Here is an 18,955-nt window from a genome sequence, read left to right on the forward strand (position 1 = left end):
AATAACTCAAGCATATCACTTATAGTGTTTTAGAAGAATAAAATCAAAATAATTGAATTTATAAAATAGCTCTAAAATAAGTGGTTGTATACTAAATTATAAGGTAAAATGGAAAAACGAACCAAGAGAGGGAATTCTATTTTAAATTCAGTAAACGGATATTTTAAAAAAGAGTTTTTCACTTTGCTTTTTTTATTTATTGGCTTGATAAGTGTAAAAGCGCAATTAAGTAATTTACATTATCTACCACCATTAAAACAATATTCAAATAATGATGCAATTAAAGCTCAATCTATTTATCTTTCTACACCAGAAACGACAGGATTTACAGTACGCATATATAAAGGTAATGATCCTACTCCCATAAAAACATTTACTAATTTATCGAGAACTAATCATAAAGAATATGTATTGTCTACTATAAATCAAAATGGTGATAATAATATAACTTTAGTTTCAAATGCTAACACAGGAAAAATATTAACAAAATCTGGTTTACGAATAGAATCTGATAATGGAGAAAAATTTTATGTAAATTATAGAGGCCGTAGCTCAGCTCAGGCAGCGTCATTAACTTCAAAAGGGAGAAGTGCTTTCGGTAAAAAATTTCGTTGGGGTGGAATGCCTTTATATTCTTCTACGACATCTGCAATGTCAGCTACTTTAGGTATAATGGCTACAGAAGATAATACACAGATAACAATTTCTGGATACGATCAAGATTGCGTTTTTAGAAAAGGAAATGATATAGCAGGAATTACTGATGATACAATAGTTGAAACCTTAGATGAAGGAGAGTCTTTTGTGCTTGAAGCGAAAGTTGATGCTGCAAATGCCAATAGGCATGGTTGGATTGGAGCTCAAATTGAATCGGATAAAGATATTGTTGTAAGTAATGGTGGATTACTTTGTCAGGTACTCAATGGTTCTGCTTCTAGGGACGCTGGTATTGATCAGGCTGTTCCAGAAGAAAGGTTAGGTAAAGATTATGTTCTTGTTCGTGGCTATGGTTCAGATGGAATGGAGAGTCCTATAATTATTGCAACAGTAGACAATACAGAAGTATATATAGGGGGAATATTAAGACATACGATTCCAAATAAAGGAGATTTTTATTTAGTTCCAGGAAGTTATTATTCAGGAAATTCAGCCGGAGATAATATGTATATAAAGACAACCGAACCGGTTTATGTTTATCAAGCCTTGTCAGGATCTGGTGAAGCTCAAGGAGGATTGAATTTTATAGCTCCTGTTAATTGCCTAATGCCTGATACTCTGGATAATATACCTAATATAAGAGACGTAGTGGATGTGAATTATACTGGAGGAATAACAATAGTTTCATCTTCTGCAATAGCTGATTCAGACGTAAAGGTTTATCAGAATGGAAGTTTAGTAAATATGGGGTCTTCAAAGACGGTGGTTGGTAGTTCAGACTGGAGGACTTTTTTTAAGGCTGGTCTATCAGGAGATATTAAAGTAGAGTCAACAGGTCCAATTTCTGTTGGATTTATCGCACAGTCTGGCTCGGCAGGTATTGCAGGGTATTTTTCAGGGTTTGATACAGCACCAAATCTAGATATAGAGATCACAAGTAGCACAGGAAGTGGATGTATACCAGGGGGAACAGTTTCAGCATCAACAGAATTTAATACATATCAATGGTATATGGATGATGTTCTTCTTATTGGAGAAAATTCAAATACATATACTCCACCAAGCTATAAAACGTACGCCAAATTACACGCAGTGGTGACCAAAGGGTCCTGTGAATTTACAACAAACTCTTTACAGGCTTACTCGTGTGAGGCAGACATCGTTTTAAGTAAAACATCAGACAAAACAAGTTGCAAAATAGGAGATACTGTTACTTTCACAATTACGGTTGAGAGTAAAGGTGTTGATCCAGTAACTAATTTAGTGCTAACGGATATTATGCCTACTGGGTTAACAATTGTAAGCGGATCAGAAACTATGACTGCGGGTTCTTGGTCTTCACCAAACTGGTCCATTGAGACTATGAATTCTGAAGAAAAGCATACGTTAACATTAACGGCAACGGTTAATAGCGATGTTGCATCACATTATTTAATAAATACGGTTACAAATACACAAGATCAGGTTGATGGAAATAATACAGTCGATGATCCTTCAGAAACAATATTAATTGATTTTGACGGAGATGGTTTTTCTGGAATAAATGATTTAGACTCTGATAATGATGGAATCTTAGACATAAATGAAGGTACTTGTAAAGGTACTTCTTCAAATCGTTTTACAACTTTAGGAGCAGCGAGAAGTGTTGCTGTAGCTGGAATTTATTATTTTGATCTGAATGGACAAACATTTTCAACCTATGTAAATGAAAATGGATATGTTCAAGTTGCCATTGATTTTGGGGATGGTACAGGTAACTTACCACAATTAACAAGCTTAACAAATGCGACAAGAGGGTTGCTTTCTAATATTATTTTAGCTCAATTAACAGATGCCAATGAGATACGATTTACCTCCTCAACTGGCGAAATCGATGTAAGGACTTATAATACAACTTTATTATCACGTTTAGTAGCGGGTCAAACCTTACATGGAGGGTCCGCTAATAATGGTTTGCATGATGAATGGATAGGAACTAACAAACACTATTTAAGGGGTGATGCTATTTGTACATCCACATCAGGAACTATGTTAGCAGCCAATATTTTTCATCCTTGCGGAAATACCAATACCGTGCATTGGATTCCATCGAATGGTGTAGTCAGTGTAAGAAATGATTTAGGAAATATAGAAGCTACAGAAACACTTACTTTATGGGTTAGAGCTGGAGATACAAGTTGTGCAACGGATACAGATAGTGATCAATTACCAAATTATTTAGATTTAGATAGTGATAATGATGGTTGTTTCGATGCATTGGAGGCATCAGGATCATACAATTATACACAGCTAACAGATGGAGTATTTACGAGTGGAGTTGATGGAAATGGTATTCCTTTAACAACCTCAGGAGGGCAAGCAACAACGGCAGCAGTTACTAATATTTCTGACACCACTGCATGTTGTGATGTTTCCATTTCTGGTTTTTCAGACAATGACTCTGATGGTATAGCAGATTCCTGTGATTTAGATAATGATAATGATGGAGTCTTAGATTCTGTTGAATGTTCTTTAGAAGAGGTAGTAACGCCTATTAGTGTTTCCAGTACGGACAGTGATTTTAATTCACCAGTTAATGGAGTAGGTCTAGCTGGATCATTGAATAATACAATTGATGGTGATTTGGGAACCTATATTGCAGATGCGGCTTCAAGCGGAGGTTATTCGGATGTATCATATACATTTCCGGAAACGGATATGAAAAAAATAAGAATATATAACAATGGAGGAGTAGTTTTAAGTGACGCTCAAGCCATAAGTTATATTGGTGAAATAAGATTGTATGATGCGTCAAATATATTAAAAGCTGTTATAGCTGGTAGGTCAATTCCAAATGGAGATTCTGGAGGAAATCCTTTTGAAATAGATGTTCTTTACCAAGATATTACTCGAGTAGAATTTCTGAACTTGTCTGGCTTATCGGGAGGAATCGCATGGAGAGATATACAACTCATTGCATGTGTAGATTCAGATGATGACGGAACTCCCGATTATTTAGATTTAGATAGTGATAATGATGGTTGTAATGATGTTTTGGAATCAGGAGGAACCGATGGTGACTCTGATGGAGACTTAGACGGAACAGGATTTGATAGTAATGGACAAGTCACTGGAGGATCAGGAGGTTATGATGGAGTAACGGGTAACGAAACAGAAGCTACCAGTTTACAAGTAGATACCCAACCTAGCGATGCAACCATCTGTTTAGGTGATAATGTAACCTTTACGGGAGTAGCTTCCTCTTTAAGCACAACGATATTTACAGGAACAGCACCGACAACCACGCCAAATTATAGTGGAAGTACACCCAATACCACAGATTTAGAATATCAATGGCAAGAACAAGAAGGAGGATCGGGGCCATGGACTAATATTCCTAACGGAGGAGTTTATAGCAATGCGACTACAGCAAGCTTAACTTTAACAAATCCTTTAATAGGAGCGTCGAATAATAAATATAGATTATTAGTAACCAGTACAAAAAACACATGTGCGAGTGTAACTACTTCGGAAGCTACTTTAATCATAAATAATGTAACAGGTGGAACTGTTGGAGGAAATCAAACAATTTGTTCAGGAGATGATCCGGTAGCCTTTACAGAGACAGTAGCTTCAACAGGAAGCGGAATTTTAAGTTATCAATGGGAAAGCAGTACCGATGGATCTATTTTTACACCCATTGGAGGAGCTACTAATGCCACGTATGATGCAGGAGTGCATACTCAGAACATGTGGTATAGAAGAGAAGTATCGTCTTTGTTTAATGGAGTTACTTGTACCGCCTTAAGTAATCAATTAAAAGTAACAGTTAGTTTAGTCGAATCGAGTATTCTAAATCCAACGGTTATAGAAAATAATGTTTTATGGTTAGAGAGTAATGATCCTAACGGAACAGGAACACCTCCCTCTGACGGTAGCATAATAAATACTTGGGTGGATAAATCTCCTGAAAGTAATAATGCTACAGTACTTGCAGGTCAAGGACCAGCAGTATATGATTCAACAAATTCTATCAATGGAAATTCTGTGATGTCTTTTACAAGAGATTCAGGTTCGAATGGAGATGTATATGAAGTATCAGGTTTAGATATTAGACCTATAACTAATCCTGATGTATCGATATTTGTAGTTTACAAGCCAAAATCTATATCGGGTACTACGAATGGTATTTGGGGTGTAGATAATGGTACTTGGGATCGATTTTTTTACATGAATTACAATGGTTATGGTGGATCCGAGGATGGCATTGTTGGATTAGGTCCTGGAGATGATTACGCACTGATTAATGGAGGATCTACTTTAGGTGACACCAAGTTGTTATCAGTAGTTTATGACGGAGAAGTTAATGGAGGTGTAAATAGTGGTCCAGTTAATGGGTCATTGGTTAGGTTTGGCTCAGAAGTTGTAAAAACCTTTACTGATAATACCCAAATTTTAGATCAACAAAGTACGTTAAGAATAGGTTTTGATGGAGATGGTGGCTTTGGAAGTTTTTATTTAGCTGAATTTATTGTTTACAATAGGTTGTTAACTGAATGTGAGACGTTTAGGGTGGTTGAGTATCTAAGTAATAAATACGGAGAAAGTTATTCATCAATGATTACAACGCAACCAACTGATCAAGTATCTTGTACATCAGGGGTAGTTAATTTCACATCTCAAGTATCTTCCGAGGTAACTTCTATGGAGTGGGAGGAGGAAACTTCACCAGGAATTTGGAGTCAGATCAATGACAATAGTATATATAGTAATTCAAATACATCGACATTAACAATAACAAATCCGCCAGTAAATTATTCTGGACGAAAATATAGATTAAAAACGGTCTTATCCTCAGGGTTATGTCCATGTATAGATTATTCCGAAGAAGTAACTCTAACAGTGAATGATGTAAGTCCAGGAGTTATAGCATCGGATCAAACGATCTGTAGTGGTGATAGTCCATCGACTTTTACAGAAACTACTGCTTCATCAGGTGATGGAATAATAACCTACCAATGGCAAAGCAGTACAGATGGATTAAGTTTTACTAATATTGCGGGAGCAACCAGTGCTACTTACGATGCAGGAATATTAACACTAGATACTTGGTATCAAAGAATAGTTACTTCTACCTTATCAGGAGTAGCATGTACAGCAATTAGTAATTCAATTAAAATTACTATTAATGATGTAACAGGTGGAACTGTTGGATCAAATCAAACAATTTGTTTAGGAGATGATCCGGTCGCCTTTACAGAAACAGTAGCTTCCACAGGAAGCGGAACTTTGAGTTATCAATGGGAAAGTAGCACCGACGGATCTATCTTTACACCTATTGGAGGAGCTACTAATGCCACGTATGATGCAGGAGTGCTTACTCAGACCATGTGGTATAGAAGAGAAGTATCTTCTTTACTTAATGGAGTTACTTGTACTGCCTTAAGCAATGTTGTACAAATTACTGTAGATCCAGTTCCGACGATTAGCATTGATGATGTTACGGTTGCTGAAGGAACCATAGCAAATTTTACAGCTACCATAAGCCAAGCGATAGCCTGTGATGTTACTTTTGATGTAACTACGAGTGATGGCACGGCAATGGGAGGAAGTGATTACACATCACAAACGAGTCAAAGTTACACGATTACCGCAGGAAATACTACGGTAACGATTCCAGTAGTAACGACTAATGATAGTACGTATGAACCAACGAATGAAACGTATACAGTAACATTGAGTAATGTTCAGACAGGAACGGGAACTTTAATTACAACAACTGACTTGGTAGGATCCGGAACGATTACCGATTTAGGTGATAATGCTCCAACGATTAGTATCGATGATATTACAGTTGCCGAAGGAAGTACAGCAAACTTTACTGCTACCTTAAGTCATCCCTCCCAATATGATGTTACTTTTGATGTAAGTACGAGTGATGGCTCGGCCACCGCAGGCGATGATTATACAGCCCAAAGTAGTCAAAGTTATACGATTTTAGCCGGAAGTACCGTAGTAACGATTCCGGTGGTAACGATCAATGATACTACCTACGAGCCAACCAATGAGACCTATACTGTTACGATGAGTAACGTGAGTATTGGTTCAACTCCAGCAGAGGCCATTACAACAACTGACTTGGTAGGATCCGGAACGATTACCGATTTAGGTGATAGTGCTCCAACGATTAGTATCGATGATATTACAGTTGCCGAAGGAAGTACAGCAAACTTTACGGCTACCTTAAGTCATCCCTCCCAATATGATGTTACTTTTGATGTAAGCACGAGTGATGGCTCGGCCACCGCAGGCGATGATTATACAGCTCAAAGTAGTCAAAGTTATACGATTCCAGCAGGAAGTACCACGGTTACGATTCCAGTAGTAACGACTGAAGATAGTACGTATGAGCCAACTAATGAGACCTATACTGTTACGATGAGTAACGTGAGTATTGGTTCAACTCCAGCAGAGGCCATTACAACAACTGACTTGGTAGGATCCGGAACGATTACCGATTTAGGTGATAGTGCTCCAACGATTAGTATCGATGATATTACAGTTGCCGAAGGAAGTACAGCAAACTTTACGGCTACTTTAAGTAATGCTGCTCAGTATGATGTTACTTTTGATGTAAATACGAGTGATGGCTCGGCCACCGCAGGCGATGATTATACAGCTCAAAGTAGTGTACTTTATACGATTTTAGCCGGAAGTACCACAGTAACGATTCCGGTGGTAACGATCAATGATACTACCTACGAGCCAACTAATGAGACCTATACTGTTACGATGAGTAATGTAAGTATTGGTTCAACTTCAGCAGAGGCCATTACCACGACAGATTTGGTAGGAGCCGGAACGATTACCGATTTAGGCGATAGTGCTCCAACGATTAGTATCGATGATATTACAGTTGCCGAAGGAAGTACAGCAAACTTTACGGCTACTTTAAGTCATCCCTCCCAATATGATGTTACTTTTGATGTAAGCACGAGTGATGGCTCGGCCACCGCAGGCGATGATTATACAGCTCAAAGTAGTGTACGTTATACGATTCCAGCAGGAAGTACCACAGTAGCGATTCCGGTGGTAACGATCAATGATACTACCTACGAGCCAACCAATGAGACCTATACTGTTACGATGAGTAACGTGAGTATTGGTTCAACTCCAGCAGAGGTCATTACAACAACGGACTTGGTAGGATCCGGAACGATTACCGATTTAGGTGATAGTGCTCCAACGATTAGTATCGATGATATTACAGTTGCCGAAGGAAGTACAGCAAACTTTACGGCTACCTTAAGTCATCCCTCCCAATATGATGTTACTTTTGATGTAAGCACGAGTGATGGCTCGGCCACCGCAGGCGATGATTATACATCACAAAGTAGTGTACGTTATACGATTCCAGCCGGAAGTACCACAGTGATGATTCCGGTGGTAACGATCAATGACACTACCTACGAGCCAACCAATGAGACCTATACTGTTACGATGAGTAATGTAAGTATTGGTTCAACTCCAGCAGAGGCCATTACCACGACAGATTTGGTAGGATCCGGAACGATTACCGATTTAGGTGATAGTGCTCCAACGATTAGTATCGATGATATTACAGTTGCTGAAGGAAGTACAGCAAACTTTACGGCTACTTTAAGTAATCCCTCCCAATATGATGTTACTTTTGATGTAAGTACGAGTGATGGCTCGGCCACCGCAGGCGATGATTATACGTCACAAACGAGTCAGATATATACAATTACCGCCGGAAGTACCACAGTAACGATTCCGGTAGTAACGATCAATGATACTACCTACGAGCCAACTAATGAGACCTATACTGTTACGATGAGTAACGTGAGTATTGGTTCAACTCCAGCAGAGGCCATTACAACAACGGACTTGGTAGGATCCGGAACGATTACCGATTTAGGTGATAGTGCTCCAACGATTAGTATCGATGATATTACAGTTGCCGAAGGAAGTACAGCAAACTTTACGGCTACCTTAAGTCATCCCTCCCAATATGATGTTACTTTTGATGTAAGCACGAGTGATGGCTCGGCCACTGCAAGCGATGATTATACGTCACAAACGAGTCAGATATATACAATTACCGCAGGAAGTACCACGGTTACGATTCCAGTGGTAACGATTAATGATACTACCTACGAGCCAACCAATGAGACCTATACTGTTACGATGAGTAACGTAAGTATTGGTTCAACTCCAGCAGAGGCCATTACAACAACGGACTTGGTAGGATCCGGAACGATTACCGATTTAGGCGATAGTGCTCCAACGATTAGTATCGATGATATTACAGTTGCCGAAGGAAGTACAGCAAACTTTACGGCTACTTTAAGTAATCCCTCCCAATATGATGTTACTTTTGATGTAAGCACTAGTGATGGCTCGGCCACCGCAGGCGATGATTATACAGCCCAAAGTAGTGTACTTTATACGATTCCAGCCGGAAGTACTACGGTAATTATTCCAGTATTAACGATTAATGATAGTACGTATGAGCCAACTAATGAGACCTATACTGTTACGATGAGTAATGTGAGTATTGGTTCAACTCCAGCAGAGGCTATTATAACAGCTGACTTGGTAGGATCCGGAACGATTACCGATTTAGGCGATAGTGCTCCAACGATTAGTATCGATGATATTACAGTTGCCGAAGGAAGTACAGCAAACTTTACGGCTACCTTAAGTCATCCTTCACAATATGATGTTACTTTTGATGTAAGCACTAGTGATGGCTCGGCCACCGCAGGCGATGATTATACAGCCCAAAGTAGTGTACGTTATACGATTCCAGCCGGAAGTACCACAGTAACGATTCCGGTGGTAACGATCAATGATACTACCTACGAGCCAACCAATGAGACCTATACTGTTACGATGAGTAACGTGAGTATTGGTTCAACTCCAGCAGAGGCCATTACAACAACTGACTTGGTAGGATCCGGAACGATTACCGATTTAGGTGATAGTGCTCCAACGATTAGTATCGATGATATTACAGTTGCCGAAGGAAGTACAGCAAACTTTACGGCTACCTTAAGCAACCCCTCCCAATATGATGTTACTTTTGATGTAAGTACGAGTGATGGCTCGGCCACCGCAGGCGATGATTATACATCACAAAGTAGTGTTCTTTATACGATTCCAGCCGGAAGTACCACAGTAACGATTCCGGTGGTAACGATTAATGATACTACCTACGAGCCAACTAATGAGACCTATACTGTTACGATGAGTAACGTGAGTATTGGTTCAACTCCAGCAGAGGCCATTACAACAACGGACTTGGTAGGATCCGGAACGATTACCGACTTAGGTGATAGTGCTCCAACGATTAGTATCGATGATATTGCAGTTGCCGAAGGAAGTACAGCAAACTTTACGGCTACTTTAAGTCATCCCTCCCAATATGATGTTACTTTTGATGTAAGTACGAGTGATGGCTCGGCCACTGCAAGCGATGATTATACGTCACAAACGAGTCAGATATATACAATTACCGCAGGAAGTACCACGGTTACGATTCCAGTTGTAACGATTAATGATACTACCTACGAGCCAACCAATGAGACCTATACTGTTACGATGAGTAACGTGAGTATTGGTTCAACTCCAGCAGAGGCCATTACAACAACTGACTTGGTAGGATCCGGAACGATTACCGATTTAGGCGATAGTGCTCCAACGATTAGTATCGATGATATTACAGTTGCCGAAGGAAGTATAGCAAACTTTACGGCTACCTTAAGTCATCCCTCCCAATATGATGTTACTTTTGATGTAAGCACGAGTGATGGCTCGGCCACCGCAGGCGATGATTATACATCACAAAGTAGTGTACGTTATACGATTTTAGCCGGAAGTACCACAGTAACGATTCCGGTGGTAACGATCAATGACACTACCTACGAGCCAACCAATGAGACCTATACTGTTACGATGAGTAATGTGAGTATTGGTTCAACTCCAGCAGAGGCCATTACAACAACGGACTTGGTAGGATCCGGAACGATTACCGATTTAGGCGATAGTGCTCCAACGATTAGTATCGATGATATTATAGTTGCCGAAGGAAGTACAGCAAACTTTACGGCTACTTTAAGTAATCCCTCCCAATATGATGTTACTTTTGATGTAAGCACGAGTGATGGCTCGGCCACCGCAGGCGATGATTATACGGCTCAAAGTAGTGTACTTTATACGATTTTAGCCGGAAGTACCACAGTAACGATTCCGGTGGTAACGATTGATGACACTACCTACGAGCCAACTAATGAGATCTATACTGTTACGATGAGTAATGTAAGTATTGGTTCAACTCCAGCAGAGGCCATTACAACAACGGACTTGGTAGGATCCGGAACGATTACCGATTTAGGCGATAGTGCTCCAACGATTAGTATCGATGATATTACAGTTGCCGAAGGAAGTACAGCAAACTTTACCGCTATTTTAAGTAATCCTTCACAATATGATGTTACTTTTGATGTAAGTACGAGTGATGGCTCGGCCACCGCAGGCGATGATTATACAGCCCAAAGTAGTGTACGTTATACGATTCCAGCCGGAAGTACAGTAGTAACGATTCCGGTGGTAACGATCAATGATACTACCTACGAGCCAACCAATGAGACCTATACTGTTACGATGAGTAACGTGAGTATTGGTTCAACTCCAGCAGAGGCCATTACAACAACGGACTTGGTAGGATCCGGAACGATTACCGATTTAGGTGATAGTGCTCCAACGATTAGTATCGATGATATTACAGTTGCCGAAGGAAGTACAGCAAACTTTACGGCTACCTTAAGCAACCCCTCCCAATATGATGTTACTTTTGATGTAAGCACTAGTGATGGCTCGGCCACCGCAGGCGATGATTATACATCACAAAGTAGTGTTCTTTATACGATTCCAGCCGGAAGTACCACAGTAACGATTCCGGTGGTAACGATTAATGATACTACCTACGAGCCAACTAATGAGACTTATACTGTTACGATGAGTAACGTGAGTATTGGTTCAACTCCAGCAGAGGCCATTACAACAACGGACTTGGTAGGATCCGGAACGATTACCGACTTAGGTGATAGTGCTCCAACGATTAGTATCGATGATATTGCAGTTGCCGAAGGAAGTACAGCAAACTTTACGGCTACTTTAAGTCATCCCTCCCAATATGATGTTACTTTTGATGTAAGTACGAGTGATGGCTCGGCCACTGCAAGCGATGATTATACGTCACAAACGAGTCAGATATATACAATTACCGCAGGAAGTACCACGGTTACGATTCCAGTTGTAACGATTAATGATACTACCTACGAGCCAACCAATGAGACCTATACTGTTACGATGAGTAACGTGAGTATTGGTTCAACTCCAGCAGAGGCCATTACAACAACTGACTTGGTAGGATCCGGAACGATTACCGATTTAGGCGATAGTGCTCCAACGATTAGTATCGATGATATTACAGTTGCCGAAGGAAGTATAGCAAACTTTACGGCTACTTTAAGTCATCCCTCCCAATATGATGTTACTTTTGATGTAAGCACTAGTGATGGCTCGGCCACCGCAGGCGATGATTATACGGCTCAAAGTAGTGTACTTTATACGATTTTAGCCGGAAGTACCACAGTAACGATTCCGGTGGTAACGATTGATGACACTACCTACGAGCCAACTAATGAGATCTATACTGTTACGATGAGTAATGTAAGTATTGGTTCAACTCCAGCAGAGGCCATTACAACAACGGACTTGGTAGGATCCGGAACGATTACCGATTTAGGCGATAGTGCTCCAACGATTAGTATCGATGATATTACAGTTGCCGAAGGAAGTACAGCAAACTTTACGGCTACCTTAAGTCATCCTTCACAATATGATGTTACTTTTGATGTAAGCACTAGTGATGGCTCGGCCACCGCAGGCGATGATTATACAGCCCAAAGTAGTGTACGTTATACGATTCCAGCCGGAAGTACCGTAGTAACGATTCCGGTGGTAACGATCAATGATACTACCTACGAGCCAACTAATGAGACCTATACTGTTACGATGAGTAACGTGAGTATTGGTTCAACTCCAGCAGAGGCCATTACAACAACTGACTTGGTAGGATCCGGAACGATTACCGATTTAGGTGATAGTGCTCCAACGATTAGTATCGATGATATTACAGTTGCCGAAGGAAGTACAGCAAACTTTACGGCTACCTTAAGTCATCCTTCACAATATGATGTTACTTTTGATGTAAGTACGAGTGATGGCTCGGCCACCGCAGGCGATGATTATACATCACAAAGTAGTGTACTTTATACGATTTTAGCCGGAAGTACCACAGTAACGATTCCGGTGGTAACGATCAATGACACTACCTATGAGCCAACCAATGAGACCTATACTGTTACGATGAGTAACGTGAGTATTGGTTCAACTCCAGCAGAGGCCATTACCACGACAGATTTGGTAGGATCCGGAACGATTACCGATTTAGGTGATAGTGCTCCAACGATTAGTATCGATGATATTACAGTTGCCGAAGGAAGTACAGCAAACTTTACGGCTACCTTAAGTCATCCTTCACAATATGATGTTACTTTTGATGTAAGCACGAGTGATGGCTTTGCCACCGCAGGCGATGATTATACATCACAAAGTAGTGTACGTTATACGATTTTAGCCGGAAGTACCACAGTAACGATTCCGGTGGTAACGATTAATGATACTACCTATGAGCCAACTAATGAGACCTATACTGTTACGATGAGTAACGTGAGTATTGGTTCAACTCCAGCAGAGGCCATTACAACAACGGACTTGGTAGGATCCGGAACGATTACCGATTTAGGTGATAGTGCTCCAACGATTAGTATCGATGATATTACAGTTGCCGAAGGAAGTACAGCAAACTTTACGGCTACTTTAAGTAATGCTGCTCAGTATGATGTTACTTTTGATGTAAGCACGAGTGATGGCTCGGCCACCGCAGGCGATGATTATACATCACAAAGTAGTGTACTTTATACGATTTTAGCCGGAAGTACCACAGTAACGATTCCGGTAGTAACGACTGATGACACTACCTACGAGCCAACCAATGAGACCTATACTGTTACGATGAGTAACGTGAGTATTGGTTCAACTCCAGCAGAGGCTATTACAACAACTGACTTAGTAGGAGCCGGAACGATTACCGATTTAGGTGATAGTGCTCCAACGATTAGTATCGATGATATTACAGTTGCCGAAGGAAGTACAGCAAACTTTACGGCTACCTTAAGCAACCCCTCCCAATATGATGTTACTTTTGATGTAAGCACGAGTGATGGCTCGGCCACCGCAAGCGATGATTATACATCACAAAGTAGTGTACGTTATACGATTCTAGCAGGAAGTACCACTGTAATGATTCCGGTGGTAACGATCAATGATACTACGTATGAGCCAACCAATGAGACCTATACTGTTACGATGAGTAATGTAAGTATTGGTTCAACTCCAGCAGAGGCCATTACAACAACTGACTTGGTAGGATCCGGAACGATTACCGATTTAGGTGATAATGCTCCAACGATTAGTATCGATGATATTACAGTTGCCGAAGGAAGTATAGCAAACTTTACGGCTACTTTAAGTAATGCATCGCAGTACGATGTAACGTTTGATGTTTCAACCAATGATTTAACTGCTACATTTGGAACCGATTATTTACAACAAATCAATGTAAGTTATACAATACCTGAAGGAAGTACAACAGTTATTATTCCAATAACAACTATTGACAATAATGTTTATGAGACAACAGAAACTTATGAAGTCTTATTGAGTAATGTTTTTATAGGTTCCCCAAGTCCCGAGGCGATAACTATGACAGATTTAGTTGGTGGAGGAACAATTACAGATAATGATGTAAACAATCCATGTTTACCAGATTCAACAGATACTGATGGCGATGGTTATTGTGATGCTATAGATCCAGGTCCCAATGATCCTTGTATTCCCGATAATACCGATGCTGATAATGATGGCGTTTGTGATACGGTTGATCCAGATCCAAGTGATCCATGTATTCCTGACAATACCGATGCTGACAATGACGGTGTATGTGATACAGTAGATCCGAATCCAAGCGATCCCTGTATACCAGATGCTACCGATGCCGATGGTGACGGTTATTGTGATACAGTAGATCCGAATCCGAGTGATCCTTGTATACCAGATAGTACGGATGCTGATAATGATGGCGTTTGTGATACGATAGATCCAAATCCTACAGATCCTTGCGTTCCTGATAATACCGATGCTGATAATGATGGCGTTTGTGACACGGTAGATCCAAACCCGAGTGATTCTTGTGTTCCCAAAAGTACTGACACAGATGGTGATGGTTATTGTGATATTGTTGATCCAGGTCCCAATGATCCGTGTATACCAGATGCGACTGATAGTGATGGCGATGGTTATTGTGATACTGTTGATCCAGGTCCCAATGATCCGTGTATTCCAGACGCTACAGATGCCGATGGCGATGGCGTTTGTGATACTGTAGATCCAGAAGTTGTAACACCTTGTAGCTCTCTTGATTTAGATAGCGATGGCGACGGGATATGCGATAGTGTTGATCCTAACCCAACAAATCCATGCGTTCCCAATGGAGCAGATAGTGATGGCGATGGCGTTTGTGATATTATAGATCCAAATCCAAGTGATCCATGTGATCCCAATTCATTAGATGAAGATGGCGATGGTTATTGTGACACGGTAGATCCAAATCCCACAGATCCATGTATACCAGATGCGACAGATGCTGATGGTGATGGCGTTTGTGATACGATAGACCCAAATCCCAATGATCCATGTAATCCAAATTCTATGGATGAAGATGGTGATGGTTATTGTGATACTATAGACCCGAATCCCACTGATCCCTGTATACCAGATGCTACAGATGCTGATGGTGATGGCGTTTGTGATACCATAGATCCGAATCCGAATGATCCATGTGATTCAGATAGTGCAGATAGTGATGGTGATGGTTATTGTGATACTGTAGATCCCAATCCCACAGATCCCTGTATTCCAGATGCCAGGGATGCAGATGGCGATGGAATCTGTGATACGATAGACCCAAATCCAAATGAGGCATGTGATCCGAATTCAGTTGATGCTGATAATGATGGCGTTTGTGACACGGTTGATCCAGATCCAAGTGATCCCTGTATACCGAATGCTACAGATGCCGATGGTGACGGCGTTTGTGATACGGTTGATCCAAATCCAAATGATCCCTGCATTCCTACTGGAAGTGATATAGATGGTGATGGCATTTGTGATGTTGTTGATCCGATAGTCACTGACCCCTGTCCTGTAGGAGCTCCAGATAGCGATGGTGATGGTGTTTGTGATACGGTTGATCCAGATCCAAGCGATCCCTGTATACCAGATGCTACCGATGCAGATGGTGATGGCGTTTGTGATACGGTTGATCCAGATCCAAATGATCCCTGTATACCCGATAATACAGATGCCGATGCAGATGGTGTTTGTGATACGGTTGATCCAGATCCAGGTAATCCATGTATCCCAAATAGTCATGATGAAGATATGGATGGTGTTTGCGATACTATAGATCCCGATATAACAGAACCTTGTGTGCCTGATAGCGCCGATAGTGATGGTGATGGTATTTGTGATGTCATAGATCCAAACCCGAGTGATCCTTGTATTCCAAATAGTAACGATGAAGATATGGATGGCGTTTGTGATACAGTTGATCCAGATCCCACAGATCCATGTGTTCCAAATAATACAGATGCTGATAATGATGGGGTCTGTGATGTAATAGATCCAGATCCAGGTAATCCATGTATTCCCAATAGTCATGATGAAGATATGGATGGTGTTTGCGATACAGTAGATCCCGATATAACAGACCCATGTATTCCAGATAACACAGATGCAGATGGTGATGGGGTCTGTGATGTAATAGATCCAGATCCAAGTAATCCATGTATTCCAGACAATACAGACAGTGATGGTGATGGTACTTGTGATATTTTGGATGTTATGCCTAATGATTCTTGTATGCCAGATCCATTTGCTATAGGAACAGCAGACTGTGATGGTGATGGTATTAGTAATGCTGATGAATACGATTCGAATGGTGACGGCAGTGGTCCTGATGATCAGGATGGTGATGGAATATTAGATGTATTAGATATCGATGATGATGGTGATGGTATTTTAACTAGCGTAGAAGTAGGAGATGATAGAACGAATCCTGACGATACTGATGGTGATGGAGTTCCTGATTACCAAGATTTGGATAGTGATAATGATGGTATTTCTGATTTAGTAGAAGGAGGAGGAGATTCTAATTTGGATGCTAATAATGATGGTGTTATTGATGATCAAACAGATAGTGATAATGATGGCTTACCCGATTTGGTTGATTCAGATAATGGAGGCACAGTTTCCAGTACTCCTGATACTGATGGTGATGGAGTTCCAGATTATCAAGATTTAGATAGTGATGGCGACGGAATTAATGATGTTATTGAAGCAGGCGGAGCTGATACTAACAATGATGGTCAAATAGATACAGACAATTTGGTCGATGGTACCAATTTACCAGATGAAGATAATGATGGTACTCCCGACACTCAAGAACCAAATAATGATGCTTTGTCAGGAAGTTTAGACGTAGATGGTGATGGTGTTATTGATGACCAAACCGACAGTGATGGTGACGGAATAGCAGATGTAGTTGATGGCTTGGATGGCTTTGGAGATGCCTTGACAACGGATACAGATGGCGATGGCATAGAAGATTTATATGATTTGGATGATGATAATGATGGTATTTTGGATGTTGTAGAACAATTAGGAGACGAAAATAGAGATACTGATAATGATGGAATTCCAGATCATTTAGATTTAGATAGTGATGGAGACGGAGTTTTAGATTTAGTAGAAAGTGGACAAAACGCTAGTATTGTTGATGTTGATGGAGATGGTGTATTAGATAGCTTGCTTGATGCTGACAATGATGGAATTATCGATACAGCTGATGCTGACGATAGCGATATTAATGCAGGAAGCAAAACAATATTAGATGATACAGATGGAGATGGTAGACCTGATTTTCAAGATTTAGATAGCGATAATGATGGTATTTCAGATTTAGTAGAAAGTGGTACAGATATATCATTAGATATTGATGGAGATGGTGTTATCGATGATCAAAGTGATACTGATGGCGATGGTTTAGCTGACGTTGTAGATCCGAATCGAGGAGGTATGCGTCCTCGTATTCCAGATACAGATACTGATGGTATTCCAGATTATCAGGATATAGATAGTGATGATGATGGCGTTACGGATTTACAAGAAGGAGGCAGTGATCCATTATTGGATCTTGATGGTGATGGTATACTAGATACTTTCCTTGACAGTGATGGCGATGGTATGTTAGACTCAGTAGATCCTGATACTAATGGAGATGTGCCAGATACTCCAGATTTTGATGGTGATGGTTTACCAGATTACCAAGATATCGATGATGATGATGATGGTATTTTAACGATTTTAGAAGATGTTGATGGCGATGGTAATTTAAGTAACGACGATAGTGATGGCGATGGACTTCCCGACTATTTAGATATCGACGATGATGGTGATGGTATAGCCACGATTGATGAGTCAGCAGATCAAAATGGCGATGGAGGTCCAGAGGATGCATTGGATACAGATGAAGATGGAACTCCAGATTATTTAGACCCAGATACACTACCATGTTTGACGGTTTATAATGAGTTTACTCCCAATGGTGATGGTGCTAATGATACCTTCGTAATTTCTTGTATAGGGGAGGAACGTTATAAGCACAATCGATTAGAGATTTATAATCGTTGGGGAACTTTAGTTTATAGTAAGAATCGATATGATAATAGTTGGTCGGGTTTATCTAATGGACGTTTTAACATTCAACAAGAGGATGAATTACCATCAGGTACTTATTATTATGTATTGGATTTAGGGACTGGAGCTAGTCCAAGGATTGGTTGGCTATATATCAATAGGGAATAAATTATAAAAGTGTTTTTCTTTAGTTATTATAACTAAAAGCATATGTAATTATATTAAGTGTACTTTAAACTTTAGTTTTTTTTACTTTGGTTTGAATATGGTGACGGTTACCCTTTCATATATTTTTATTCATTATTTAACGACACATACTTGTATTTAATCAAAGTTTTATAGTGAGCTTTAA

The 18,955-nt window shown here is 40.2% G+C and carries 1 protein-coding gene; it reads left to right on the forward strand.

Annotated elements, in window-relative coordinates:
* Window positions 1–108: 108 nt before the first annotated feature.
* The gene (locus tag AC2GW8_RS15165; RefSeq protein ID WP_440880723.1) at window positions 109–18,771 is read left to right on the forward strand and encodes a Calx-beta domain-containing protein; all 18,663 of its coding nucleotides are present in this window, start codon (window positions 109–111) and stop codon (window positions 18,769–18,771) included.
* Window positions 18,772–18,955: the final 184 nt, after the last annotated feature.

It is taken from the genome of Tenacibaculum profundi (assembly GCF_057162725.1).

Bases quoted from the DNA above. Each gene is read 5' to 3' on its own strand.
- AC2GW8_RS15165 (WP_440880723.1), top strand. From the start codon at position 109: ATGGAAAAACGAACCAAGAGAGGGAATTCTATTTTAAATTCAGTAAAC.